The 24,139-nt window shown below is 58.8% G+C and carries 15 protein-coding genes and 1 tRNA gene; 12 read left to right on the top strand and 4 right to left on the bottom strand.

What is annotated here, in order from left to right; all coding sequences use genetic code 11:
* Positions 1 to 9: 9 nt before the first annotated feature.
* The 4 genes from VQ071_RS25840 to VQ071_RS25825 form a co-directional block, all read right to left on the bottom strand.
* Positions 10 to 744, bottom strand: coding sequence for a 6-phosphogluconolactonase (locus tag VQ071_RS25840; protein ID WP_340517259.1), 735 nt, complete (start codon positions 742 to 744; stop codon positions 10 to 12).
* Positions 745 to 757: 13 nt separating this feature from the next.
* Positions 758 to 2,062, bottom strand: a complete 1,305-nt coding sequence (locus VQ071_RS25835) for a family 4 glycosyl hydrolase (RefSeq protein ID WP_340517258.1) — start codon at positions 2,060 to 2,062, stop codon at positions 758 to 760.
* Positions 2,063 to 2,089: 27 nt separating this feature from the next.
* Positions 2,090 to 3,076: an N-acetylglucosamine kinase gene (locus tag VQ071_RS25830; protein ID WP_340517255.1), complete on the bottom strand. Its 987-nt coding sequence runs from the start codon at positions 3,074 to 3,076 to the stop codon at positions 2,090 to 2,092.
* Positions 3,077 to 3,174: 98 nt separating this feature from the next.
* On the bottom strand, positions 3,175 to 4,026 hold the full coding sequence (locus tag VQ071_RS25825) for an AraC family transcriptional regulator (protein ID WP_340517254.1): 852 nt from the start codon (positions 4,024 to 4,026) through the stop codon (positions 3,175 to 3,177).
* Between the two features lie 236 nt (positions 4,027 to 4,262).
* Between VQ071_RS25825 and VQ071_RS25820 the strand changes: the two genes are divergently transcribed.
* The 12 genes from VQ071_RS25820 (at position 4,263) to VQ071_RS25765 (ending at position 24,089) form a co-directional block, all read left to right on the top strand.
* Positions 4,263 to 4,337, top strand: a tRNA-Arg gene (locus tag VQ071_RS25820).
* A 297-nt stretch (positions 4,338 to 4,634) separates the two neighbouring features.
* Complete coding sequence (locus VQ071_RS25815) at positions 4,635 to 5,969, top strand: hypothetical protein (protein WP_340517252.1); 1,335 nt, start codon at positions 4,635 to 4,637, stop codon at positions 5,967 to 5,969.
* A gap of 167 nt (positions 5,970 to 6,136) precedes the next feature.
* Positions 6,137 to 6,844, top strand: a complete 708-nt coding sequence (locus VQ071_RS25810; protein WP_340517250.1) for a GntR family transcriptional regulator — start codon at positions 6,137 to 6,139, stop codon at positions 6,842 to 6,844.
* A 218-nt stretch (positions 6,845 to 7,062) separates the two neighbouring features.
* Positions 7,063 to 8,211 carry an ABC transporter substrate-binding protein gene (locus VQ071_RS25805; protein WP_340517248.1) on the top strand — a complete coding sequence of 383 codons (1,149 nt, stop codon included), beginning with the start codon at positions 7,063 to 7,065 and terminating at the stop codon, positions 8,209 to 8,211.
* A gap of 139 nt (positions 8,212 to 8,350) precedes the next feature.
* Entirely contained in the window at positions 8,351 to 9,994 is a 1,644-nt protein-coding gene (locus VQ071_RS25800) for an ABC transporter permease (protein ID WP_340517246.1), read from the top strand.
* Positions 9,991 to 11,178, top strand: a complete 1,188-nt coding sequence (locus VQ071_RS25795; RefSeq protein WP_340517243.1) for an ABC transporter ATP-binding protein — start codon at positions 9,991 to 9,993, stop codon at positions 11,176 to 11,178. The genes VQ071_RS25800 and VQ071_RS25795 overlap by 4 nt, the downstream gene beginning before the upstream one ends.
* A 22-nt stretch (positions 11,179 to 11,200) precedes the next feature.
* Positions 11,201 to 12,169, top strand: coding sequence for a ComEC/Rec2 family competence protein (locus VQ071_RS25790; protein WP_340517241.1), 969 nt, complete (start codon positions 11,201 to 11,203; stop codon positions 12,167 to 12,169).
* Between the two features lie 30 nt (positions 12,170 to 12,199).
* On the top strand, positions 12,200 to 12,643 hold the full coding sequence (locus VQ071_RS25785; protein WP_340517239.1) for a DMT family transporter: 444 nt from the start codon (positions 12,200 to 12,202) through the stop codon (positions 12,641 to 12,643).
* 15 nt (positions 12,644 to 12,658) lie between these two features.
* Positions 12,659 to 13,483 (top strand): inositol monophosphatase family protein, encoded by an 825-nt coding sequence (locus VQ071_RS25780; protein WP_340517237.1) that lies wholly within the window; start codon positions 12,659 to 12,661, stop codon positions 13,481 to 13,483.
* A gap of 357 nt (positions 13,484 to 13,840) precedes the next feature.
* Positions 13,841 to 15,127: a hypothetical protein gene (locus VQ071_RS25775; protein ID WP_340517235.1), complete on the top strand. Its 1,287-nt coding sequence runs from the start codon at positions 13,841 to 13,843 to the stop codon at positions 15,125 to 15,127.
* A 443-nt stretch (positions 15,128 to 15,570) separates the two neighbouring features.
* A complete protein-coding gene (locus tag VQ071_RS25770; RefSeq protein WP_340517233.1) occupies positions 15,571 to 22,986 on the top strand; it encodes an S-layer homology domain-containing protein in 7,416 nt (2,471 codons plus the stop codon).
* 38 nt (positions 22,987 to 23,024) lie between these two features.
* Positions 23,025 to 24,089, top strand: a complete 1,065-nt coding sequence (locus tag VQ071_RS25765; RefSeq protein WP_340517232.1) for a hypothetical protein — start codon at positions 23,025 to 23,027, stop codon at positions 24,087 to 24,089.
* Positions 24,090 to 24,139: the final 50 nt, after the last annotated feature.

Raw genomic sequence — 24,139 nt, 5'->3', positions numbered from 1 at the left:
AATCCGTTCTTAAGCCTCGTCGCCCGGCCAGGCCGCCTTGTCGGCGATGACCGTCACATCGGCATGCCGCTGCAGGAAGCTCGACGGCACGAGCTCGGTGATCTCGCCGCGCAGCGTCCGGCGCAGGATGTCGCGCTTGCCTTCGCCCGAGGCGAGCAGCAGCACCTGCTTCGAGCCGAGCAGCACGTCCATGCCGGCCGTGAGGCTGTGGCGCGGCACCCGGTCGAGGCCGCCCCAGTAGACGGCGTTGCTGTGCAGGCTCCGCTCGGTCAGCGGCACGGCGCGGGTCGGCGCATCCGCCGGGGACGGCGGCTCGTTGAAGCCCAGATGTCCGTTCGGGCCGAGACCCAGCACCGTCGCGTCGAAGCCGCCGGCCTCGCGCACCTTGGCGTCGTATTCCCTCGCGGTCGCCTCCGGGTCGGACGTATTCTCGTCGAGCAGCACGAGCTGGTCCTCGCGCAGTCCCCACGGCTCGGCGACCGAGCGGCGCAGCCAGCCTTCGAGCGAGCGCGGGTCCTCGCGGGTGATGCCGAGGTAGCCGTCCAGCTGGAACGCCCGGATGCTCTCGAAGCTGACCTCTCCGCGCTCTCTCATCTCCGTGAGCGCTCCGTACATGCCCATCGGCGTATTGCCCATCGCCAGCACGACGGAGGCGGCGGGCTTGTCCTGCACGATGGCCTGCAGCCACTTGGCCGCCTCGCGGCTCATCGCTTCATAATTATCCGCAACGATTAAATTTATCATGAGTGCGTCCTCCTCACTTCAGCAGGCGCTCGGGCAGATATGCCCGGTGCGCATGCGCCATCTCGTCGTACAGCCGCTCTGCCCGGTCGATCGAGTAGACGAGCGGATGGCTCGCCAGCGCGCGGATGCCGTCGATGCGGGAGCCGCTCCAGCCGGCTTCGGCCGTCAGCGCCTGGTATTCGCCCAGCATCTTCACGAGGCCGGACACCTGCTGCGGCATATGGCCCTGTGCGATCGGGGCGATGCCGTTGCGGTCGACGAAGCACGGCACCTCGACGACGCGGTCCGCCGGGAAGTCGGCGATGGCGCCGTTGTTGCGCACGTTGCAGTGCCACACTTCCTTGCGGTCGTTGAAGACGGCGTCCATGACGTCGAAGGCCAGCTCCAGCTCGTGGATGCCGCCGCGGCTGCGGTTCGGATCGAGCACGGGATCGGCGCTCTCCGCCTGCTCGGTATAATGTTTCCAGTAGTCCGGCACCTTAGCAATAATATCCTGCGCACGCGTCGTCGGCTTCGCCTGCAGCTGCTCCAGCACTTCTTCTTTATAGTAGAAGTATTGGAAGTAATCCGCCGGGATGGCGCCCATCGTCACCGCGAGCTTCAGCATGCGGATCTGGTGGCGGCTGACGGACGGATCGTCCTTCAGGCGCTCATAGGCGTCGGCGAGCAGCGGCATCATGTCCTGCCCCTTGTACAGATGGCGGTTCGACCAGCAGTTGTGGTTGAGGCCGATCATCGTGACATCGATCTCGTCGGGGTCGAGGCCTGCGGTCTTGGCGATCCACTGCGGGAAAATAATCGGACCTTCGCACAGCGACACGACCTTGATCGGGCTGTGATGCGTGATCGCCTCGGACACGATATTGACGGGGTTCGTATAGTTGAACAGCCACGCGTTCGGGCAGATCTCCTCCATGTCGCGCACGATCTCCTTGATGACGTGCAGCGAGCGCATCGCCATGAAGAAGCCGCCGGCGCCTTGGGTCTCCTGCCCGATGAAGCCGTGCTTCAGCGGGATGCTCTCGTCGAGATAACGGGCCTCGAAGCCGCCGGGACGGAAGCTCGTCAGTACGGCGTCCGCACCCTGCAGGGCGGCGCGGCGGTCCGTCGTCGTCGTGATCTTGATGTCCGCGCCGAGCCGGTCGGACATCTGCTGCGACATCTTGCGCACGATCTCGAGCCGCTCCTCGTTCAGATCGACGAGCACGACCTCCGAGCCCTTGAAGTTGGCGCCCTCGCCTTGATGGATGAAGCTGGCCACCGTTCCCGCGGCGCGGGTACTGCCGCCGCCGATATATACCATTTTGATCGCTGCCATGCCGTATCTCTCCTCTGAGGTTGAATGCTATTCGGTCGTTCGGAATAAACCAAGCGCGGCGACGGATGCCGCCAGCGGCTGTCCTTGCATCGGGTAAGGCCGCCCCGTCTCGCGGTCGAGCGCCATCAGCACCGCGCCGACGACCGGCTCGTATGCGGCCTCCGCGACGCGAAGGCCGGGATGCGCGGCCGTCAGGCTGTCCGCCACCGCCTCCGTCAAGATCGCGGGCCGCGCCTTGAACAGGCTGCCCGACAGGATGACGACGGCTTCGTCCGCCCGGATGCCGAATCTGGCGAGGCCCGCTTCGACATACCGCGCGTTGCGCCGGCCGAAGTCCCGGACGAGCCGGACGGCCGCCTCGTCGCCGGCGCCCGCCGCCTCGAACACGAGCGGCGCCAGATGCTTCTTGGAGCCGAGCTTGCCTTGAACCCAATGCTCCATCAGTGCGTCGGCGTCCGCGAGCCCGTAGTGGGCGAGGATCAGCGGCTTGAGCTGCGTCACCGGCCCGAGGCCGACGTCCGCGTCGAGCGCCGCCCGCAGCGCCAGGCTGCCGAGCGATTCGCCGCCCGAGTCGTCGTCGCGCACATGATAGCCGTAGACGAACGGCTCCGCGCCCGGCCGCAGGATCGCCGCATTGGTGCCGGTGCCGATGCAGAGCACCGCGCCCGTAGGCGACGACGTGCCGCCGCGGTAAGCGATGATGCAATCGTTGACGACCGTCACATCCGCGACGCCGGTCGCGCTCCGCAGCGCATTGCGCAGCAGCGAATATTCATAGGGGAAGTCCGCGCCGGTCATTCCGGCGTGCACGCTCGCGATCTCGCCCGCTTCGGCTCCCGCCCGGGCCAGCGCATCGGCCACGGCTTCCTTTACGCGATCCATGCTGTGGTCCATGCCGAGTATGCTGTGACAGCTCCCGCCCGCGTATCCTGCGGACAATATGCGTCCGGACGGGTCGGCGAGCGCGGCGATCGTCTTCGTGCCTCCTTGGTCGAGCCCCAACATATACTTCATGTCTGACACCTACTAAGTCGTATTGGCTTGCCGTGTACCTATCGTACACCGCCCGGATGCCGCGCTCTCCGTCAATACGACTGAGGACTAATGCAATCTTATTGCGCGCCGCGCACCTGGCTCGGCGTCCGGCCGACATGCTGGACGAAGACGCGGTTGAAGTTGGACAGGTTGCGGAATCCGCATTCGGCGGCGATATCGATGATCTTGCGGTCGGTCGTCTCCAGCAGGTGCACGGCCTGCCCGAGCCGAATCTCGATGCAATAGTTCAGGGGAGACAGTCCCACGATCTGCTTGAAAATCGCGCTGAAGCGCGAGGGGCTGAGGTGGATGAGGTCGGCCAGCTCCTGCAGCGTCCAGGCGCGGGCAGGGTCCCGGTGGATCTCCTCCAGCACGCTGCGCACGAGCGGCTGCTTGCTGCGGACGTCGATCGAAGCCTGCGTCGCCGACTTGGAGAAATGCCGGTTCACATAGGCGAGGAAACGGGCCATCTGCGCCCGGATGATCGTCCGGTACGAGGCGGACTTCGCGTCGTGCTCGGCCTGCATGTCCAGCAGGATGGCGCGCAGCTCGCGCATCTTCGGATGCGTGCGGTCCAGCACATTGTCGAAGCGCAGACCCATCTCCACGAACGGCGCCAGCAGCTCGGGATCGTAGCGCTGGTCCGCCGCGAGCAGCGCCGGATCGAATACCGTCACCTGGAGCACCAGGCCGCCCTTGTCGAATGCCCGATGGAGATCGCTCGGACCGAGCAGGACGATATCGCCCTCCTGGAGCGCGTAGGTCGTGCCGTTGATGAGATAAGCGCCCGCGCCGCGCTTGACATAGTTGATCTCCAGACTGTCGTGCCAATGCAGCCGGTTGAAGTCCGGGAAGACACCTTCGGTGTCTGCGATATCGAACGGGAATGCCTTGGCCAGATCCAGCCAGTCGCGTGCTACCGTGCCCATCGTGATCTCCCCCTTCCGCGTGCGGATGAATAGGTAATCCGGGATAGTGCTTTGCGTTTTATGATAGCACTGTGGGGGGGGGAAAACGAATAAAGCGCGCTGCGGGGCGCTGGAGCGGTGAGCCGATGCGGGGGTGTGAGGCGGCGTAAGGCGGCGATGTGGCGTAGGGCGGCGCGATCAAATGCAGCACAAGCATTTGTTTGCGAATCATTATGTGTTATAATATTCCTCGCTGCGGCTCCGTAGCTCAACGGATAGAGTAACCCTCTCCTAAAGGGTAGATGCCAGTTCGATTCTGGCCGGGGCCGCCATTAAGATCAACCATTTTAGAATCGTGTGGGTGCACGGTTCTTTTTTGTATTCTGGCTATACCGCGATATTACGGACCGCAAGCAAGTCGAATAGGCGTCGATAGCCGCTAACCGGAAGCAGCCACGCTGCATCCGGTTATTTCTTTGCTCGCGTTATCGATAAATTAATCGTTCTTCCCGCATTTAATCAAAACGTTACAAAACATTTAACGAACCGTGTATTGATGGCAGAATGGACACCTCATTACAATATAGATGTCAGACAGCATCGCCATTTCATTTATGGAGGGATTATTTATGAAAAAAGTCGCAAGTCTGTTGACCCTGCCGGTCGCGGCCGTCGGATTGTTCGCGGGTACCGGTACCAGCCAGGCAGCCGTCAATTACGCGGATTTGGCCGCTCACTGGGCACCGCAAATTTATCAGGACGTCAATGCGGACCTGAACGTGAGGGCGGACTTCATTACGAACTTCAACTATGACGGGGACTATCTGGCGCGCAACAACTGGAACAATCTCGACAAGTTCAATCAGAACGCCTACGTTTACTACAAGGTTTCGGAGACAGCAACCGATTATTTTATCGAATACGACCTGTTCCATGCCAGAGACGACGCGTATACGCGCCCGCTTGACGCGCACGAGAACGATTTTGAAGGCTTGATTCTGGTCATCAAAAAGGATGGCTCGACGTATGGGAAATTCCGGTTAATGGAGACGATGGCGCACAATCAATGGTATGACTATACCAACGATCCTACGATTACATCGGGTTCCGACAACGTGGACGGAGGCGTGCTTTTTAACGGCAGCCATCCTATGGTATTTTGCCAGGCCAACGGACAGAGCCCCAGCGGAGGACACGGCGTCAAGGCTTACGACGGTTCGTCTGCGCCGGGCGGAGATGGAATCGTCTACGATTATACGGGCCAAGCCACGTTCCCGACCAATACGTCCGGCAGCTACGCCAACCATTACGGCTATGCGCTGATCGAATGGGGCGATCTGTGGAACCGGCGCAACGATCCCAATATTTTCTCCTCCTGGGGCACGATTGCAGGCGACGACTATACCTCGAATTCCGCCAAGGCGCCATGGGGCTGGGACGACAGCGACGACGGTCCCGCACTTCAAGGCATGAACTGGTCCGATCCAGCGCACCAGGTGGACGTCCATCTGGACGGACTCGGCTCTTTTTCGCACAGCTACGTCTACAATCCTTATTATTCGCACAAGATCACGCTGTCCAGTGCGCAGAGCCTGGCAGACCGCGATCCTTTCGGCGGCAAGAGCGATATTTACATCAAAGCCTACGTAAACGGACAGGGCCAGACCGACGCCCGGTTCTGGAAGAAAAACGATGCCCCGATCGGCCAGAACTACAATATCGTCTTCGGCGCCAACGAGGCGGAGTTCGGTCCGCACTTCTCGGAAAGCTATAATACGGTGTACGTGGCCAAGCCTGCGAATACGAATGTCGAGCTTCATGTCTACGACTCGGACGGCACATCCGGCGATGACGACATGGGTTATGTCTCGGCAGTCGTCGCACCGGGTACGGTCATGACCTGGACGAATGCAACGACAAGCAACGGGCAGGCGAGGCTAACGGCCACGGTCGAGGCAAAGTAGTCGAACGGGCGCACGAAAAAAATACGGTTAACGCCGGGTCCGCCGCGGATCCGGCTTTTTAATTGGGGCCTTGAAGAGGCGGCGGCAAGCAAGAGGAGGCTGGCAGTACAGCCCTATTTTTGATAGTCTGAAGGGACAGGCAAGTCAAATGCGAGAGGAATCGGACCATGGACAATAAGCCGCTGTATATTCGAATCAAGGAAGAGATTGAGCAGAAAATTCTGTCGGGCGAGATGAAGCCCGGCGAAAAGCTCATCTCGGAGCCTGCGCTGGCCAAGGCGTTCGAGGTCAGCAGGCCGACGCTGCGCGAGGCGCTCAAGATGCTTCAGCGCGAAGGCACGCTTATTAGTAAAAACGGCGTAGGCACGTATGTCAACGAGCGCTCGCCTTTTATATCCAACCCCTTGAACAAGCTTCGCAGTCTGGGCGAGATGATCAAGAACGTAGGTTATAAAGAAAGCGAGACGGGTGTCAAGGTTTACGGGCAGGATGCGGAATCCGACTGGCAAGAAAAGCTGCAGACGGAAGGTCCTGTCGTCGTGCTCGAACGAACGCGTACGGCGGACGACCAGAAGGTCGCCTTTTACTATAATATATTTCCGCAGCATATCGCGGGCGATCATTTCGCGCAGGGTTTCAGCGGCGCGATTTTCGATTTTCTCCGCAGCAAGCTGGGCATCCGCATCTCCTACGCGATGACAGAGATATGCGCAGTGGGGACGACCGACAAGCGCGATCTTGTCGCGGCGGACATTCTCGGTTCCGAGCTGCTGCTGCTTAAGCAGCTCCACTACGACCAGGATGACCGGCCTGTATTTTACTCGTTAGACTACCTTAAGAGCAGCACCTTCAAGCTGTTCGTGCGCAGGGATTGACGAAGGATCCGCCGGGGCCGCGTATCGCCGTCCGCGTTGTTCCTCTGCCCCAATGCTTTCTGAGCAAGTCAAGGAAACCGCACAAGCCCTGTGCGGTTTTTTTTGCGCTTGATCTCACAATTAATGAATCTTTAACCAAGCCTTGACGCTCGGGTAACACAGGTCCTGTACCTTTATAGATGTCAGACAGCTTGGACATTATGAGGAGGATCGCTATGTTGGGGAGTTGGAGAAAACGAGGAAAAAGCGGGCTGTTCGCCGCAATGGTACTAACGGCTTCGCTGTCGCTTTTGGCCGCGTGCGGCCAAAACAACAATGCCGGAGGGAACGCATCCGCGGGCCAATCGGAAAATGCCGCGGCGGGCGCCGCAACGCTTGCGGCGCAAGCGACCGGCAGCGCCGGCGCTTCGGCCGCAGAGCCGGCATCCAAGAAGCTTGTCGTATACTCCGCGATGAACGAGGACGACATCATTCAAATGCAAAAGAAGTTTAAAGAAGATACCGGCATCGAGCTGGAATACCTGAATCTGGGCAGCGCCGGCGAGGCAAGCACGCGAGTACAGGCGGAAAAAGACGCCCCTCAGGCAGACATCCTCGTCGGCGGCTCCGTGGAATTTTATCAACCGCTCGCCGATCATGGCCTGCTGGAGTCCTATACGTCACCCAATGCCGCGGAGATCGACGCGAAGTTCGGCGATCCGAACGGTTACTGGCAGGGCTGGTACATGGGCGTGCTCGGCATCGTGCTGAACACGGAACGTTTCGAAAAAGAATTCGCATCCAAGGGCGTTCAAGAACCGAAAACCTGGGATGACTTGCTGGATCCAAGCTACAAGGGCAAATTCGTGACCTCCAATCCTGCGACCGCGGGCGGGGGCTACATCTTCATCGCGGATCAGCTGTTCCGCCTGGGAGATGAAAAGGGCTGGGATTACCTGAAGAAGCTGAATGAAAACGTTCATCACTACACGGCGAAGGCGGGGGACGGCATTAATCTGACCGCCACAGGCGAGTTTGCAGCCGGCATGTCCTGGGCGCATGACATCGTCAAGTCGGCCAAGCAGGGTTATCCGATTAAAGTCATCGTACCGGATCAGACTGCGGCCGAGATCGGCGGCGTCGGCATCGTCAAGGGAGGAGAGAACGCCCAGAATGCCAAGAAATTCGTGGACTGGCTGCTTACCAAGCCTGTGCAAGAAATGAACGCGAACAGCTCCAACCGCTACTCCGTCCGCAACGATGTCGAACCGCCCCAAGGCATGATCAAGCTGGCGGACGTGCATTTGGTCGATTATGACCGGACGAAAGCGTCTGCCATGAAGGCCGACGTCGTCAAAAAGTTCACGGATATGATCGGCAGCAAATAACGCGGGATTATAGGCAGCAAGGAAAGCCGGTCGCCTCGCAGCGCCCCTGGATGGCGCCCAAAAGGCGGGCCGGCGTTCCGTGCGTATCGGCAGCACGTAAGAAAAAGAAGAAGAGAAATAGAAGGAGAAGGTGATCCCGATGACTGTGTCCGCCCTCCGAAGCGCATGGACGGACATCAAAAAGCTTCGGCACGAGCCATGGCTTGCGGTCGCCATCGCTGTCGCCGTGACGCTCACCGGATTTTTCGTATTGTGGCCGGTTGCCAAAGTCGTAAGTCTGCCGCATGCCGCCGATTACGTGCAGCTATGGACGAATGCGCGCTGGTTTCGCGCAGGACTGAACAGCCTTTTCATGACCGCGATATCCACTGTTTCTTGTACGGCCGTCGCCTTTTTGTTCGCCTACACGCTGGCCAGACTGGATGTTCCTTTCAAAGGGCTGTTCAGGTTCGTCACGCTGCTTCCCATCGTATCTCCCCCATTTATCGTGGCATTATCTTACATTTTGCTTTTCGGCAGACAAGGCTTGATCACGAAGCAGCTGCTTCATATGAATGTCGATATCTACGGCTGGCATGGGTTATGGCTCGTACAGACGATTACTTTTTTTCCTTACGCCTATACGGTGCTATATGGCGTTATGAAGTCTTCGGCCGTACATCTCGAGTATGCCGCCTATAATTTGGGGGCGACGCGCTGGCAGGCTTTCAGGCACGTCTTCCTGCCGCTATGTCGTCCCGGCATCGCGGGCGGCGCGTTAATCGCGGCGATGAACGTGCTTGCCGACTTTGGCAACCCGATTATCATCGCCGGCAATTTTACGCTGCTGCCCACCGAAGCTTATATGCAGATGTCAGGCTGGTTTGACCTTGCTTCCGCCGCGATGCTGTCCACCGCCTTGCTGGCGCCGGCGCTCTTGCTGTTTCTCGCCAACCGGCGCTGGGTGGGCAACCGCTCTTATGTGACCGTAACGGGCAAAGGCTCGGGCTTGCGGCCTTATCCGCTGCCGAACGCCGTCAAATGGAGTCTATTCGGGGGCTGCCTGCTGATCTCCCTGTTTATTCTTGCGGTTTACGGCGTGCTATTCTACGGTGCGTTTACGAAAACGTGGGGTTACGACTGGAGCTTCACGCTCGGCAACCTGAAGTACGTTTCGGCCAAGGGCTCGGAGCTGTACAACAGCATCCGCTTCGCCTTCTGGTCGTCGGCAGCAGCATCCGTCTTTGGACTGGCGCTCGCCTATCTGGTCCAACGCAGACGGATCGGCGTCAACCGGCTGCTCGACTTGCTGGCCATTCTGCCTGGCGCCGTCCCCGGCGTATTCCTCGGGCTCGGCTTCGCGATCGCCTTCAACAAAGCACCGTTCGAGCTTGGCGGCACGTCCGCGATCATGATTATCGCCTTGGCGCTATGGAATCTGCCGACCTGCTACAGCGCTTGCCTGGCAGGCTTCCAGCAGATCGGACCTTCGCTGGAGGAAGCGTCGCTCAATATGGGCGCGGGCAGCTTCGCCACCTTCCGCAAGGTGCTGCTGCCGCTGGTAAGAGGACCGATGCTGTCCGGATTGGCGGTATCATTCCTGCGATCGGTCACCTGTCTTAGCGTCATCGTCTTCATTTATTCCGTTCATACGTCCGTCGGCACCGTATCCATACTGAGTCTCGTCCAGAGCGGCGTCTGGGGAGGCGCTGCCGCATTTACCGTTGTTTTGATTGCCATCGCCTTCGCCGTGCTGGCTTTATCCCGTTTAATTCCGTCCCTACAAGATCGGAGGTATCTATGAATACGACCGTAGCGCCGCAGCCGCAGCCGCATATTCGCATCGCGGGCGTCTCCAAATCGTTCAGCGCGTACGCCGCGCTCCGCGACGTCTCGCTCGACATTCCTGAAGGGAGCTTCACGACGCTGCTCGGACCGAGCGGCTGCGGCAAGACCACGCTGCTGAGGCTGATCGCCGGCTTTGACGAGCCGGACAGCGGAGACATTGCGATCGGCGGCGTCCGCATGAACGGTCTCCCGCCGTTCAAGCGCCGTACGCCGCTTGTCTTCCAGGAATATGCGTTATTTCCTCATATGACGGTTGCCGAAAATATCGCGTACGGCCTGAAGCTGCAGAAGGATTCCCGCGCCGACATCCGCCGCAAAGTCGGCGAAATGCTCGACATGTTCGGACTGAAAGGACTTGGCGAACGTCTGCCCCGGCAGCTTAGCGGCGGCCAGCAGCAGCGCGTGGCATTCGCGCGGGCGCTCGTGACGGGCCACCGGGTGCTGCTGATGGACGAGCCTCTCAGCAATCTCGACGCCAAGATGCGGGTGGAAGTCAGAGACGAGCTTCGAGACCTGCAGCGTCGTACCGGCATTACCGCCGTATTCGTAACGCACGATCAGGAAGAAGCGCTGTCGCTCTCCGACAGGATCGCCGTATTCGATCAGGGCTGCATACGACAGGTAGGCACGCCCTGGGAGGTCTACTACAAGCCGAGCGATGTTTTTGTGGCGGACTTCGTCGGGACGGCGAACTTTGTGCCCGGCGAGGTGGCGGCTACGGACGGGGGAAAGCTGCAGGTCCGCTGCGGTGATGCCTTTTTCAGTGTTCCTGGAGCGGCGGGTCCATCATGCAAGATCGGAGACGCGGTCACGCTCGTCGTCCGGCCCGAGTGTCTCGCCATCGTCGGGGAGGACGAGGCGGGGGCGGCAGGGCCGGAGTGGACGGGAGAGATTTCGAACAGCCGATTTTTGGGACGGCTGGTACGCTATGAAGTGCTTAGCGGCGGCATGACATTCGCGGTGGACGTCTCCGATCCCGGATACGGCGGTGTGCGCAGCGGACGCGTCCGCCTGCGGGCCGATCCGGATAAATTGCATGTGCTGCCCGGCCGGCGGGAAGGGACAAGCGTGCAGCCAGACAGCAAGCGCCCGGAACGTCTGGCGCTTGCTGGCGCCGCCGTTCAAACCGCGCAATTTTAAAAAGGAAGGAGCGCTTCCCGAGATGCGCGCAATCGTCAACTTTTTGAATGTCGGCTGGGGGGACGCCCATCTGATCAGACGCGCTTCCCGCGAATGGACGCTGATCGACGGAGGGGACGGCCGGCGCGGACCGGAGAGGGATCATCCGCTGGATTGGATGGAGCGCCGTGGCGCCGACCGGTTGGATTGGATGATTCTGACGCATATCCATGAGGATCATCTGAACGGACTGATCGACATCGCGCGCAGCCGTGAGGTCAAGCGCGCGGTGCTCCCCTATCCGCTTCCCAAGCATCTGTCGGCCGTCATGCAGACTGTAGCCGGAGTATTGACGTCCCTCTCCGGCAGAGTCGTCGGCATGCTGAAGAATTATGAGCGCTTGATCGACCTGCTGCGCGGCCAAGGAACGGATATCCGCTGGCGATCCGAATTCGGCGCGGATGAGAGCAAGACGCTGTGGGTGGCGGAGGGGGTGGCTCTGGACCACCTGTATCCATGGCAAGGCGACCCGCTGCCCGGACTCGACGTATTGAAAAAGCTGGCTGATGAAGCTTCACGCGACCGGACGCCTCGGGCGGACGAAATGAACGCAGCCTGCGAAGCGTTTTTCTCCGCTTCCAACGACGATAGCTCCGTATATCGGCTCTCCAGCGAGACGGATCCTACTGCAGGCGTTTTGTTCGGCGGCGATCTGACGGAATCAGGCTGGAGACGGCTCGCGGCGCGGACGGGCCTGCAGAGCGCGGTCTGGAAAATACCGCATCATGGGATGGCGGACGCCTTCGGGGAGGCTTCGCTCCGTGCGGTCGATCCTAGAATCTGCGTCGTTCCGATCGATTCGGCAGGCGCTATCCCGCTGCGCGAGCGCTGGGAGCGGCTTTGTTCGCTGTCCGGCCCGATCCTTCGCTTGACAGGGGCGATACAGCCGGGAACCGGACTACGTTTGACCGAAGGACCGATCGAATCATGGATTGGCGATGACGACGGCTGAAGGACGCCGTTTAATTAGAGGAGCGAAGAGATGAGAGAGCTCGGCGTCAGCGTGGCGATCGCCTTCGCGACAGGACTGCTGTCCGTCGCGCAGGGAACGATCAACGCTTCGATCGGCAAGGCGCAAGGACAGTACGTCATGATCGTCGGCGTATCGCTTTTTCAGATCGCCATTTCGCTTGCGATGCTGCGTCTGGGCGGGTCTGCGCCGCGCGCGGCAGGCTTCGATCCGTGGATGATCGTCTCGGGGTTCCTTGGGGTCGGCATCATGTTCGGCATCGCCAGAGCGACAGGGACGGCAGGAGCGCTGCCGGTGTTCGTGACCGCCGTGTTCGGCCAGCTCGTCGCTTCTGCGATCGTAGACCATTGGGGTCTCGGCGGACTGCCGCGATCTCCGATCACGCTGCAGAAGCTAGGGAGCCTCGCGACGATCGCGGCAGGCGTGTACTGGCTGTTGAAAGGCCAATCTAACTAAACCAGAGGAGCAAGCATGAACGAAAATATAGATTGCAGAGACGCCGTGCTGGCGTCCGCCATTCGTTACGCGCAGGACGCAGGCGATCAAATCGTCAAACGAATGAGCGACGCCTACGGCATCAGCGGAAAATTGAACCTGTCGGATCTCGTGACCGACGTCGATCTGCAAAGCGAGGGCCTGATTCGCGGCTGGATCGCGCGAGACTACCCGGCGCATTGGCTGTTGTCCGAAGAGTCGGACGGCGCAGGCGATCCGTTCGCGCTGATGCGGCAGCCGCCGCCTGGCTATGGCTGGATCGTGGACCCGATCGACGGCACGATCAACTTCGTGCAAGGCATCCCGCACTTCGCGATATCCATCGGAATAATGGAAAACGGCGAATTGCTGCACGGCGTCGTCTATAATCCGCTGACCCGCGAGTTATACCAGGCGACTGCAGGCAAAGGCGCCAGCTTGAACGGCAAGCGCCTGCAGACAAGCGAACAGGACGACATCGGCTGCGCAGTGCTGGCTACCGGATTCCAAGCCGCGGACTGGCGTCCGGAGTCCGTGACGCTGGCTCGTATGGGCCGAGTCGTCGGCATCTCGCGGAACGTGCGGATTCAGGGTGCCGCGAGCCTCGATCTGTGCTGGGTAGCCAGCGGACGACTGACCGGGTTCTGGCACGACGGGTTATATCCTTGGGACGTCGCCGCAGGCGTGCTGCTCGTCCGGGAAGCCGGAGGTGCCGTGACCAATGCCGAGGGCCAGCCTTACAAGCTGCACGATGTCCGGCTGGTTGCATCGAATCCGGGACTTCAAGCCGCTTTGCTGGCGCTTGTCGGACCGGAGCGCTAACCGCACCCGGAAGGGACGGTATGACCGTCATTGAAAGTACTTACTTTGGATATCGTGACAACAGCATGACAACAGCGTATATATATACATATACGAAAAACAAGAAGCCCTTCCCTTCGTTCCCATTCGACCGTGTCAGGGAAAGGCTTGAATCATTTGGATATTACAGAAAAATGGTTCCATGAATGCCCGCTTCCTTAACGTGGTGTCGGATGTTCGAGTCATCTCGGGGCCGCCCTCTTTCAGCCCCCCAGAACCGTGTGACTATATTTGTGCTGAGGCACCACACCCATCCTAACACCCTAGAGCCCGATGCTGATTATTAATGGCATCGGGCTTTAATTAAGGAGACAGAGCATGAGCCAAAGTTCAGGTTTAATACTCGTCCATTCCGCCACATTCCCTTCAATTAAAAATTGGATCTTGGAGTCCAAACTCCAAGCCTTTGTATTTCCAGCCAATGAAGAATGGTATGCACTTGCATTAAAAAATGGTTTAACTATATCCTCTAAACGTGCTCAGCGCTTATCCGAATCATTAGATGCAGTCGCAATTGATATTAAATATTATGAAGACTATCAATTGGAGCTTTGTGTGTTTATAACTGGAAAGAAAATAGCTCGATATATTTGGCAGGTGGATGAAAACCAATCAAACCGAACCAAGAGCATTGACTTAGATGTTTTAAAGTCATATGCATTGTATCCCGAAGCAATCGATCACATTGAGCCGACAATGGCCCACACTGAAGTACTCAAGGTTTTAAAACAAGCGTTTGATTGGGGCGATTCCTTAGAACTTTTTGAATTCAATTTTTTTATACACGCCGATGAAAAAACGCTTCTCGGTTATAAAGCAGAATTAGTGTCGAATAAACAGCCGATTAGGGTGAGCAATATCATCAGGAATGTATGCGCATCGGCTCTAGAACTTAGTGGGTTCATTGAAGATCCCGATACCTCCGCCCAGCATGGTGCAAATAACAATTTGTATTTTAAAAGAAAATATGACGCATTTTACTATTTTATTGCCTTTCACTATGGAGAACGTGATTTCCAAGTCGGTTATAAATATCCCACTAGCCAGCATCCCGAGGAATACTTTAAGCAAGTAAATGCTGGTCTTAAAGATTCGTATGTTTATAACTCAGAAAAGAAACTGGTGACACAATTAAAGCTTGCTCTTCCTATTATTTTAGAAAAGGGCATTTCATTTTTAGAATCACAAAGATATGACGTCTTTAATATCAACGAGACGTTAGAAGAATCTGCAGACCTCTACTATAAGGAAACTGGTTTTAGCCGGGAGCCTGTCGATTTAACAAACTGGGCTTCTACTGGGGCCGAATTTTCTTATACGAAACAGCATTTACAAATCATCTATAAGCTTGAAGCGAACCGATGTATGTTAAACATTGTTCTTGATCACAACGGAGTAAGAAAAAATTTGTCCGGCGTTCTTGACGAGATGCTAGGGCAAGGTGAACTGTCCGATTATTTTCATAATTTTTCAGATATGAAATTAAAATGCTACTTCCTAAGTTTCCACAACAAAAAACAATTCGTAGCTCGGTTGGAGGATACTTATCAATACATAGAGATCGCGCAGAATTATTTAGTTCGGCAAGATCGGCACTCTGGTTGAACGTCATGATTGCCCGCTTCCTTAACGTTTTGTCGGATGTTCGAGTCATCTCGGGGCCGCCATTTTCATAACCTTTCTGAACCGCGCTGCTGCGCGGTTCTTTTTATTTTGCCGGTATGTCGACATTTCGCCCCCCTTTCCGCAGCTTCCTCCTATGACTTTTATGACATGAAGCCATGACCGAGTCACATGGAGTTTGGGTATGCCGCTCCTGACGTGTGTCGTGTCGTTCATGAGATGATTTTATGAATACTGCGATACGACTGGTATCCGACAAGGAGGAGGAATACTCAATGGCACGGGCATGGAAAAGGATGAAGACCCTTGCGTCCGTTGTATTTGCATTATCGCTTCTATTAAATGGAAATTTGGTTCAATTGTCGGCGGCTCCGGAGGAGCTGAAGTCGGAAGGTTCGGCGTTCGATCCGTCAGAAATATTGCGCATGGCAAACTTGGCAGACGAACCGGTCACCCATACGGTGAAGGTAGCTGAGCTGCAGGAGCCGACAGGCGGTGGCAGCCAGCCGACCGACGACGCGAATCCGGCGCCTGGCGCCACTTCCGTCGTCGCTGCCGTATATGATTGGACGAGAGGCGAAGTCAAATATCACTGGCAATTGATAGGCTACGACGAGATCGAGGTGCGCTGGGATGCGCTCACGGTGCCCGATCCCCAGAACCAGCGTCAGCAGATTCCCGCCCAGGGCGTCGACCACTATGAGCTGCAATGGAAAGTTGGAGGTAAGTGGGAGACACTGAAGACAACTTCGGAGCCAAGTGACTTTTATTTCCTGCACACGAACTTGTCCGAAGCCAGATTCGTAGACTATCGAATTAATGTTTACGGCGTGGCGGGCGAAAGAACGGATTTCTTGTTCGGAGCCGCGACGAATCACATGAGCGAACGACTGATCGTTGCCGGCCCCGAGATCAGCTTGTACGACGAGACGATCAGCGCGGACGGCCAGACGGTTGTCTTTATGGCGGACGGCCATGACGACCAGCTCCCCGGCTCCGTCGACGGCAAGACCGGGCTGTATCTGTATCGCGCCGCGGAGGGCGGGAGCATCGTCCGACTGGACGACGCCGCATCCCATCTCGGGGCTGCGGGTTCGAAGCTTGCGATCAGCGGCGACGGCAGATATGTCGCTTATCCGAAGGGAAATTACTCCGATGGATACGGACTGTACCGCTTCGACACGATGACCGGCACCAGCCAGCTGGTCGCTTTTCCGGGCCCGACCGGCTACGACACCGTCGCCATGAGCAGTGACGGCAGCAAGCTGGTGTTCGACTCCTCCTCCAACGATCTGGTACCTGGAGATACGAACGAAGTGAAGGATGTGTTCCTGTACGACTTCAAACCGCCCGAGGCCGAGCGGCTGCGCCGTATCAGTCTTGCCCCGAGCGGCGAGCAGGCGCAGGACGATAGCATTCAGCCGACGATCAGCGGGGACGGGAAGTACGTCGCATTCGTCTCCGAGGCGTGGGAGTACGTTCCGGGGAAGGAGGAAACGGGAGAAGACCGCGGCCGCATTTACCTTTATGACATGCAAACCTTGAAGCATCTGGAGATCGTGGACGAAGATGAAGACGGGGCCTCGTTTGACTCGCCTTCATTGTCCTTCGACGGCAGTAAAGTCGGCTATATCAGCAAATACAACAACCGAAAAGTATACATCGGTGTGTACGACCGCAGCAAATCGGAGGAGATCTGGCATCTGGGCTCCATCTACAATATTACGATGGATGCTCTAAAGCTGACGAGCGACGGGAATTATGTGTACCTCAAGCTGCACAATGCCGACATTTATTCCCCGGCGGAGCCTTACCGATCGCGCGGTTACGTACGTTACGATATCCGCAAGGAGAACGACTACCGCTACGTCGGCAGGCTGTTGATCAACAGCTCGCTCAGTCTGGCCGGTGACGGCACCAGAGGCGTTTTCTCCTATAACCGCTATGATGATCCGGATGAGGGTGAACAGACGAACGAACCCGAAGGCGCTTACCTCCGGTATGTGTGCCTGGCCTCCTGCCCGGACACGCCGCCGCCGCAGGATATGGTGACCAAAGCAAGCATCGATCTGCCGTATCAGGTGAACGGGGCCGTGCCGATGAACGGAGCTGTCGTCATTCGCGCGGTGGCGCAGCCGAATTTGTCGTTGCAGGCGGACATTGTCTACAAAAGGGTGGGACAGGACGACAGCCTGACCGCCACCGTGCCGCTGGCTGCCGCCTCAGGCGAACCGCGTGCCTATCGTGCGGATTGGACGGTGCCGGATGGCGCGCGCGAGATTGTATCCGTGCGTGTGCAGCCGAAGGATAAGCCCGATGCGGGCAAGGATGCCGGCGGCGTGCCGATAGCGGTCGCCGGCGCGCTGAAGGTGAAGCTGACCACGGCGGATGCCAGCTTGCTGCAGGGCGCACGTGCGAGTCTATGGAGTCCGGCCGCCAAGCTGGGCGGATCGTCGGCATTCCCCGAATCGCTGGACACCGTGATCGCGGCCAGAGCGGCGGCCGACTATACACTGCGCATCGTCGACGCAGACGGCCGGCTGCTGAAGGAGACCGCCGGTATCGAAGTGAAGGCGGGGGAGCAAAGCGAACTGTCCGTCGCTGTCCAGCCTGTCGCGCAGCTTGTCGTGACGACGGTCGACGAGCGAGGAAGATTGGTTGCGGATGTGCGGGTAGACATCCGCGACCCTGCCGGAGGGGAACTGCTCTACGGCGGCAAAACAGCCGGTGACGGACGGCTCGCGATTGCGGGCAGCTATTTCGCCGGACAGCAGGTCGAGATTCAGTTATCCGCTCCCGCTCCCTATCAATCGCCGGCCCCGCAGGTCGTGACGCTGAAGGCGGGAAGCCAGGAGCAGGAGATCAAGCTGATCAACCTTGATTTTGGCACATTGGAAGGTACCGCGGTCAGCGGCGGCAAGGCGATTGCCGGCGTGACGGTCAAGCTGCTGGCAGAGTATGGCGGCGTAGTCGGCAAGGCCGTGACGGATGCGCAAGGCCATTATGTGCTGCGCGCGCCTGCGGGCAAATATGCGGCGGTAGGCGAACGCACGGAAGCGCCGCCACTGTATGTGAGCAAAAATCTGCCGGTGACGCTTAAAGAAGGAAAGACGGAAACGCTTGAGATCCCGCTTAGCAATCAAGGCCGCGGCCGGATCAAGCTGGATGCCAAGGTGCGGCATGTGGACGGCAGCATGGAGGCTGCCGCGATTACGGACTGGAGATCGGCCGTTCACTACCGATTGCAGATGAGTGCCGTCAACGCCGCCCAAGGCTATCGCTTGGAGGATGTCGACGAACGCGGCATTCCCGTATATGGGACGCCGGGCGATATTTACAAAGTGTGCGCCAATGGCGTAGAGGCAGGATTAAGCGACGCTTGCGCCGAGGTCACGTTGAACGACGCCCGGGAAGCCGTGGCGACGCTTGTGATGAAGGAAGCGGCGAGACTGTCGGGCAAAGTCGCCAATGCCACGACGACTACCCTCGGCACCCTCCTGTATCGGGAGGACAAAGATGCCGCATGGGGTTTCAGTCGCAGCTTGTCCATCGGCAGCGACGGCGGGTTTACTGTGTCTATGCCCACAGCCGGATATTATCGTCTCACGATATACGACAGCGGGAAGACGTATGCGGCGGAAGGCAGTATCGCACAAGATCAATGGCTGCGCCTCCCTCCCATCACGCTGACCGCCGAGACATTGCGGTTCGCGGGGAAGCCCGGCAACGGCTATGCGCAGAGCGATCTCCGCGCAGCGCCCGGCGGTACGGCGTCCTTGCAGGCCGTCTACCGGCTTGACGGCACTGTGGCGGTCGACGATGCCGTGCTGATCGTCACCGTCCCGGCCGGCGCCTCCTTGATGACGGACAGCGTGATGCTGAACCAGTCTCAGGTCGCCGTGGCCGATGAGGGCGGCGGGGAGTATGCGATCAAGCTCGGCCAGCTTAAGCCGGGGGCCCAAGGTTCTCTGTCCTATCGCGTCGCGCTCGACGAAGCAGCAGCGGACGATACGCTGCATCAAGTGTCCATCCGCTACAGCAAGCCGCAGGGCGGCGGTACGAACAAGGAAACGTTCGGATCGGCCTATGTCCGCACGGCCGACATCACGCTGGAGGCGCCGGAGACGGCAAGTCAGCCTTCGTTCACGGTCAGCGGGCGGGCGCCGGCGGGCAAGCAGGTGCTCGTGTATGCCGATCGATCGCTTGTCGGCAGCGCCCAGGCAACTGCCGGGGGTCTGTGGACTGCCCGGATCGAGCTGCCCGGCAGGTCTTCCGATCTGGTGTGGCAGAAGCAAGCTGTATACCGTCTGACCGCCAAGGTCGAGGGGGAGACCGGATATGTGGAATCCCGTCCGGCGCTCGTCACGCTTGATTCCGAGGCGCCCGCCATTGGCGAGATGTCGATGCGTCAGGATGGAGGACGCGAGGCTGTGTTCAATCCGGCGGACGGTGTTGCCCGTTTTCCGTTCGTCATCGTTCCCGGCCAGTCGATCTTCGTCAACGTGCACATCTCGCATGCCGACAGGATCAGCAATCCGACCGTCTCGATCGGCAAGAAGAAGGCTAAGCTGACGGAAGCGGAGCCCGGGCAATTCCAGGCGGTCGTTTTTCCCGATTATAATATGGGCACCGGCGTATATGTCAGCTACGACACGGCGCCCGTACAACCCCAGGCGAGAACGGCGGACCCGACCAAGGAACAGTGGGAGGCCCAACAAGCCGCCCAGGCCGCCGATCTGGGGCCGGTCGAGGGCAGCGTCTACGATCCGAGTATGAAGGGTCCCGATCCAAGCGCGGCGTATACGCCGACATTCAAGGTCGTGTTCCCGGACAAGAACCATACCGAAGCGCTTGTCCGAATGAGCATCAAAGACGAACGTCTTGGCGGAGATCCCGTGCCTTATCGCGGATTCGTTCCGACCTTTGACCCTAATACAGGCGCCATTGTCGTGAAGGGCAGCATCTCCCGAAAGGCGTTCTCTCCGCAGCAATTGCAGAAGCTCGCGGCGCTTGCGCCCGGGCTGCAGGCCCAGGCAGGGGACCAGATATCGACAGATTACCTTGGTATCACGTTCTCGGTCGCATTTCCTAAAGCGGAAAACTTCAACAAGGCATACGCACTGGCCAACAGTCTGAAGGCTTATGTCAGCGACGCCATGGATTTTATGGACTACGCCGATCAACTGCTGGAATTCCAGGATTACGTTATTCAGAACGAATGCAACACGCAGAGCGTCAACTACTTTCTCAGGATGACTGATCTGCTGTACGATCAAGCCTCCTCGAGTCTGGTCGTCAAAAATGCCATTACCGGACTTGGACTTATTGCGAGCTATCTGGATTTTGGCGAAGATGCGCCGGTAAAAACATTGGGCGGAATCGCGCTGGCCTTGACCGGGCTTAACGACGGAATCTTGAGCAGTTGGGGCGACAATCTCAATTCATTAAAGAAAGAATTCGAGGAAAATAAAGAGTGGCGCGACAAAATGGCGGCGGCCGGCGCAATCGAACGCTGCAACGAGCGGCCCAAAGATGAGGAAGATGAGCCTAAGAAAAAGCTGGCCGATCCGGTATGGATCTGGGACCCGAGCGGCTATGTCTATGAAGCCGTGACCGGCAACCGGATCGAAGGCGTGAAGGCGACGCTGCTGCAGGAAGACCCGGCGCATCCGGGCGAATGGAGACAATGGGATGCCGACTGGTACGGCCAGGCCAACCCGCTGATCAGCGACGAGCTGGGCAGATACGGCTGGGATGTGCCGGAGGGTAAATGGCGAGTCTTGTTCTCGAAGGACGGTTATCTGCCTGCCCGGAGCGAGGATCTGACCGTGCTTCCGCCTCATTTTGACGTCAACATCGCGATGGTGTCGCTGGCGCCTGCGGTGCCGGCAGCGGGTCAAGCGGCCGCAGGCAAACCGATCGGTCTCGCGTTCAGCAAGTATATGGTCGCAAGTACGGTCGTGTCCGGCGGCGTGATCGTGGAAAATGCCGCTGGCGAGCAGGTGGCCGGCCATGTGGAAGCCGTCGATCCGCAGCAGGACGAAGCCGGTCAGACGGTTGCCCGCAGCTACCGCTTCGTGCCCGACGAGCCTACGGTCGCCGGGGAGAAGTATAAGCTGCGCGTGCTGTCGCATGTCCAAACGTACGCGCATGTCGGGATGACCGCGGAGATGGCGTTCGATCTGACCGTCCTGCCTGCCGATGCCCCCGTCCGGGAAGCGGCGAGCGGCTTGAAGGCAATCGCCGGCCAGCAAGGACTGCTGGCTGAATGGAGCAAGCTAAGCGACGCGGATGCCAAGCTGTATCGGCTGACCGCCACGCCGCAAGGCCGCGCCGGCTGCGAGCCGGTGACGGCGGAGATCGGCCTGGACCGCAGCAGCGCCTCGCTCACCGGACTGTGTCCGGGGACGGAGTATGCGCTGCGGCTGACCACGGTGGACATGAACGGCACGGAATCGGCCGGCATCGCCGCGACCGTGCGGACGGAGGACGTAGAGGCGCTGGTGGCCGATACGACGCCTCCGGGAGAGCCTGCGAACGCCTCGGCCGAGTGGGAGAACGATCAGCTGATCGTGACCTGGAAGGACCCCGCCGACGCGGATCTGCATCATATGGAGGTATCCTACAGGCTCAAAGGTACGGCCGACTATAGCAAGGCGTATTATGCAGCCAAAGGCGAACAGGAGGTTCGCTTGCCGGGGCTTGCCGCCGGCAAATCGTATGAGATTATGCTGCGCTCGTTCGACCAGCGGCTGAACGGCTCAACCGGCGTTGTCATCGCCGGCCAGACCTTGGAGCCGGGGCCGGGAGGCAATCCCGGCGGCAATCCCGGCGGCGATCCGAAGGACCCGCTTGTGGCGGAGATCAACCTGGACGCTGCCAAGGGCGAGCACTCGCTGTTCGACGGGGCGCTGGGGCTCACCTACCCGGCAGGCGCTTACAAGGATTCGCACAAGCTGACGCTCCGGCAGCTGCCGAACGGTCCACTTCCGCACGCATCGGGCTTTATCCCGCTCAGTCAGGCGTTCTCGCTGACGCCGGATCAAGCCGCCAAGCCTGCCAAGTCGACCGTGCTGAAGCTCAAGTACGATCCCGCGCTGCTGAAGGGTCAGGATGCGCGCAAATTGGGACTGTACCGTCAGGACCCGGCCGATCCGGACAACTGGATCTACGTCGGCGGCATTGTCAAGACGAGCGCTTCTACAGTTCGGACGGAAGTGTCCGAATGGGGCGTATACGCCGTCTTCCTCCGCGATATCACGTTCGAGGATGTGCTGAAGCACTGGAGCCGTCCGGAGGTGGAGGTGCTGGCGAGCCGCGGCCTGGTATCGGGCGTCGCACCGGGCAAGTTCGAGCCGAACCGCCAATTGACGCGGGCGGAAGCAGTGAAGCTGCTGCTCTCGCTGCTGCGGGCTTCCGGCAAGCTGCCGGAATCGCAGGCAGGCGCAGCCGGCATGGCGTTCGCGGATGTAAGGGACGACGCCTGGTATGCGGCCGACGTCAAGCTGGCCAGCCTGCTCGGCCTCGTTCAAGGCGCGGCGGGCCGCTTCCGCCCGAACGATCCGATGACCCGCGAAGAGCTGGCCACCATCGTGTATCGGGCCGCGATCTGGCGCTCCGAGGAAGAATTGGCGAACGACGCCTGGAAGTCGGGCTACAAGGATGCCGATGCCGTCGCCGCGTGGGCGATTCCGGGCCTGCGGTCGGCGATCGGCGCAGGCTGGCTCAAGGGGCGCACCGCCTCTACGCTCGCCCCCAAAGCCAATATCACACGCGCCGAAGCCGTCGTCATCCTGTATCGCCTGTTGGACGGGATCGGCTTGATCGAAGACAAAGCTTAACCGACTTACCGCGCAGGCGCGCTCTTGCGGCAAATAAGATGCTGACGCATCCTTATTTACCGCACGGGCGCGCTTTTTCAGTACATAAGACGCTGGCGCATCCTTATTTACCGTACGAGCACACTTCTCCCGCACATAAGACGCTGGCGCATCCTTATTTACCGTTCGAGCACACTTTTCCCGCATATAAGACGCTGGCGCATCCTTATTTACCGTACGAGCACACTTTTCCCGCATATAAGACGCTGGCGCATCCTTATTTACCGAACGAGCACACTTTTCCCGCATATAAGACGCTGGCACATTCTTATTTACCGTTCGAACACGCTTCTCCCGCATATAAGACGCTGGCGCATCCTTATTTACCGTACGAGCACACTTTTCCCGCATATAAGACGCTCACGCATCCTTATTTACCGTACGAGCACACTTTTCCCGCATATAAGACGCTGGCGCATCCTTATTTACCATTCGAGCACACTCCTCCCGCACATAAGACGCTGGCGCATCCTTATTTACCATTCGAGCACACTCCTCCCGCACATAAGACGCTGGCGCATCCTTATTTACCGTACGAACACACTTCTCCCGCATATAAGACGCTGGCGCATTCTTATTTACCGTACGAACACACTTCTCCCGCATATAAGACGCTGACGCATCCTTATTTACCGTTCGAGCACACTTTTCCCGCATATAAGACGCTGGCACATTCTTATTTACCGTTCGAACACGCTTCTCCCGCATATAAGACGCTGGCGCATCCTTATTTACCGTTCGAGCACACTCCTCCCGCACATAAGACGCTGGCGCATCCTTATTTACCGTTCGAGCACACTTTTCCCGCATATAAGACGCTGGCGCATCCTTATTTACCGTACGAGCACAATTTTCCCGCATATAAGACGCTGGCACATTCTTATTTACCGTTCGAGCACACTTCTCCCGCACATAAGACGCTGGCGCATCCTTATTTACCGTACGAGCACACTTTTCCCGCATATAAGACGCTCACGCATCCTTATTTACCGTCCCCACCGCCCCCGCTCCCTTCTTCCCGACAAGCCACCCTCAGGGAGATCGCACCGGCTGGCCCACCCTAACCGCAGTGTCGGATGCTCGCCTCGCCCCCCGTGCCACCGCCGATTCGTAC

It is taken from the genome of Cohnella sp. 56 (assembly GCF_037963805.1).
Classification (GTDB): domain Bacteria; phylum Bacillota; class Bacilli; order Paenibacillales; family Paenibacillaceae; genus Cohnella.
Note: the sequence above shows the minus strand (reverse complement) of the source record. Positions and strands in the feature narration are given on the sequence as shown.

What these genes read in the sequence shown, in the direction of transcription:
- VQ071_RS25810 (WP_340517250.1), top strand. Translation starts at nt 6,137, where the DNA reads ATGGACAATAAGCCGCTGTATATTCGAATCAAGGAAGAGATTGAGCAG.
- VQ071_RS25800 (WP_340517246.1), top strand. Translation starts at nt 8,351, where the DNA reads ATGACTGTGTCCGCCCTCCGAAGCGCATGGACGGACATCAAAAAGCTT.
- VQ071_RS25825 (WP_340517254.1), bottom strand. Translation starts at nt 4,026, where the DNA reads ATGGGCACGGTAGCACGCGACTGGCTGGATCTGGCCAAGGCATTCCCG.
- VQ071_RS25775 (WP_340517235.1), top strand. Translation starts at nt 13,841, where the DNA reads ATGAGCCAAAGTTCAGGTTTAATACTCGTCCATTCCGCCACATTCCCT.
- VQ071_RS25785 (WP_340517239.1), top strand. Translation starts at nt 12,200, where the DNA reads ATGAGAGAGCTCGGCGTCAGCGTGGCGATCGCCTTCGCGACAGGACTG.
- VQ071_RS25795 (WP_340517243.1), top strand. Translation starts at nt 9,991, where the DNA reads ATGAATACGACCGTAGCGCCGCAGCCGCAGCCGCATATTCGCATCGCG.
- VQ071_RS25790 (WP_340517241.1), top strand. Translation starts at nt 11,201, where the DNA reads ATGCGCGCAATCGTCAACTTTTTGAATGTCGGCTGGGGGGACGCCCAT.
- VQ071_RS25835 (WP_340517258.1), bottom strand. Translation starts at nt 2,062, where the DNA reads ATGGCAGCGATCAAAATGGTATATATCGGCGGCGGCAGTACCCGCGCC.
- VQ071_RS25780 (WP_340517237.1), top strand. Translation starts at nt 12,659, where the DNA reads ATGAACGAAAATATAGATTGCAGAGACGCCGTGCTGGCGTCCGCCATT.
- VQ071_RS25815 (WP_340517252.1), top strand. Translation starts at nt 4,635, where the DNA reads ATGAAAAAAGTCGCAAGTCTGTTGACCCTGCCGGTCGCGGCCGTCGGA.
- VQ071_RS25770 (WP_340517233.1), top strand. Translation starts at nt 15,571, where the DNA reads ATGGCAAACTTGGCAGACGAACCGGTCACCCATACGGTGAAGGTAGCT.
- VQ071_RS25840 (WP_340517259.1), bottom strand. Translation starts at nt 744, where the DNA reads ATGATAAATTTAATCGTTGCGGATAATTATGAAGCGATGAGCCGCGAG.
- VQ071_RS25765 (WP_340517232.1), top strand. Translation starts at nt 23,025, where the DNA reads ATGCTGACGCATCCTTATTTACCGCACGGGCGCGCTTTTTCAGTACAT.
- VQ071_RS25830 (WP_340517255.1), bottom strand. Translation starts at nt 3,076, where the DNA reads ATGAAGTATATGTTGGGGCTCGACCAAGGAGGCACGAAGACGATCGCC.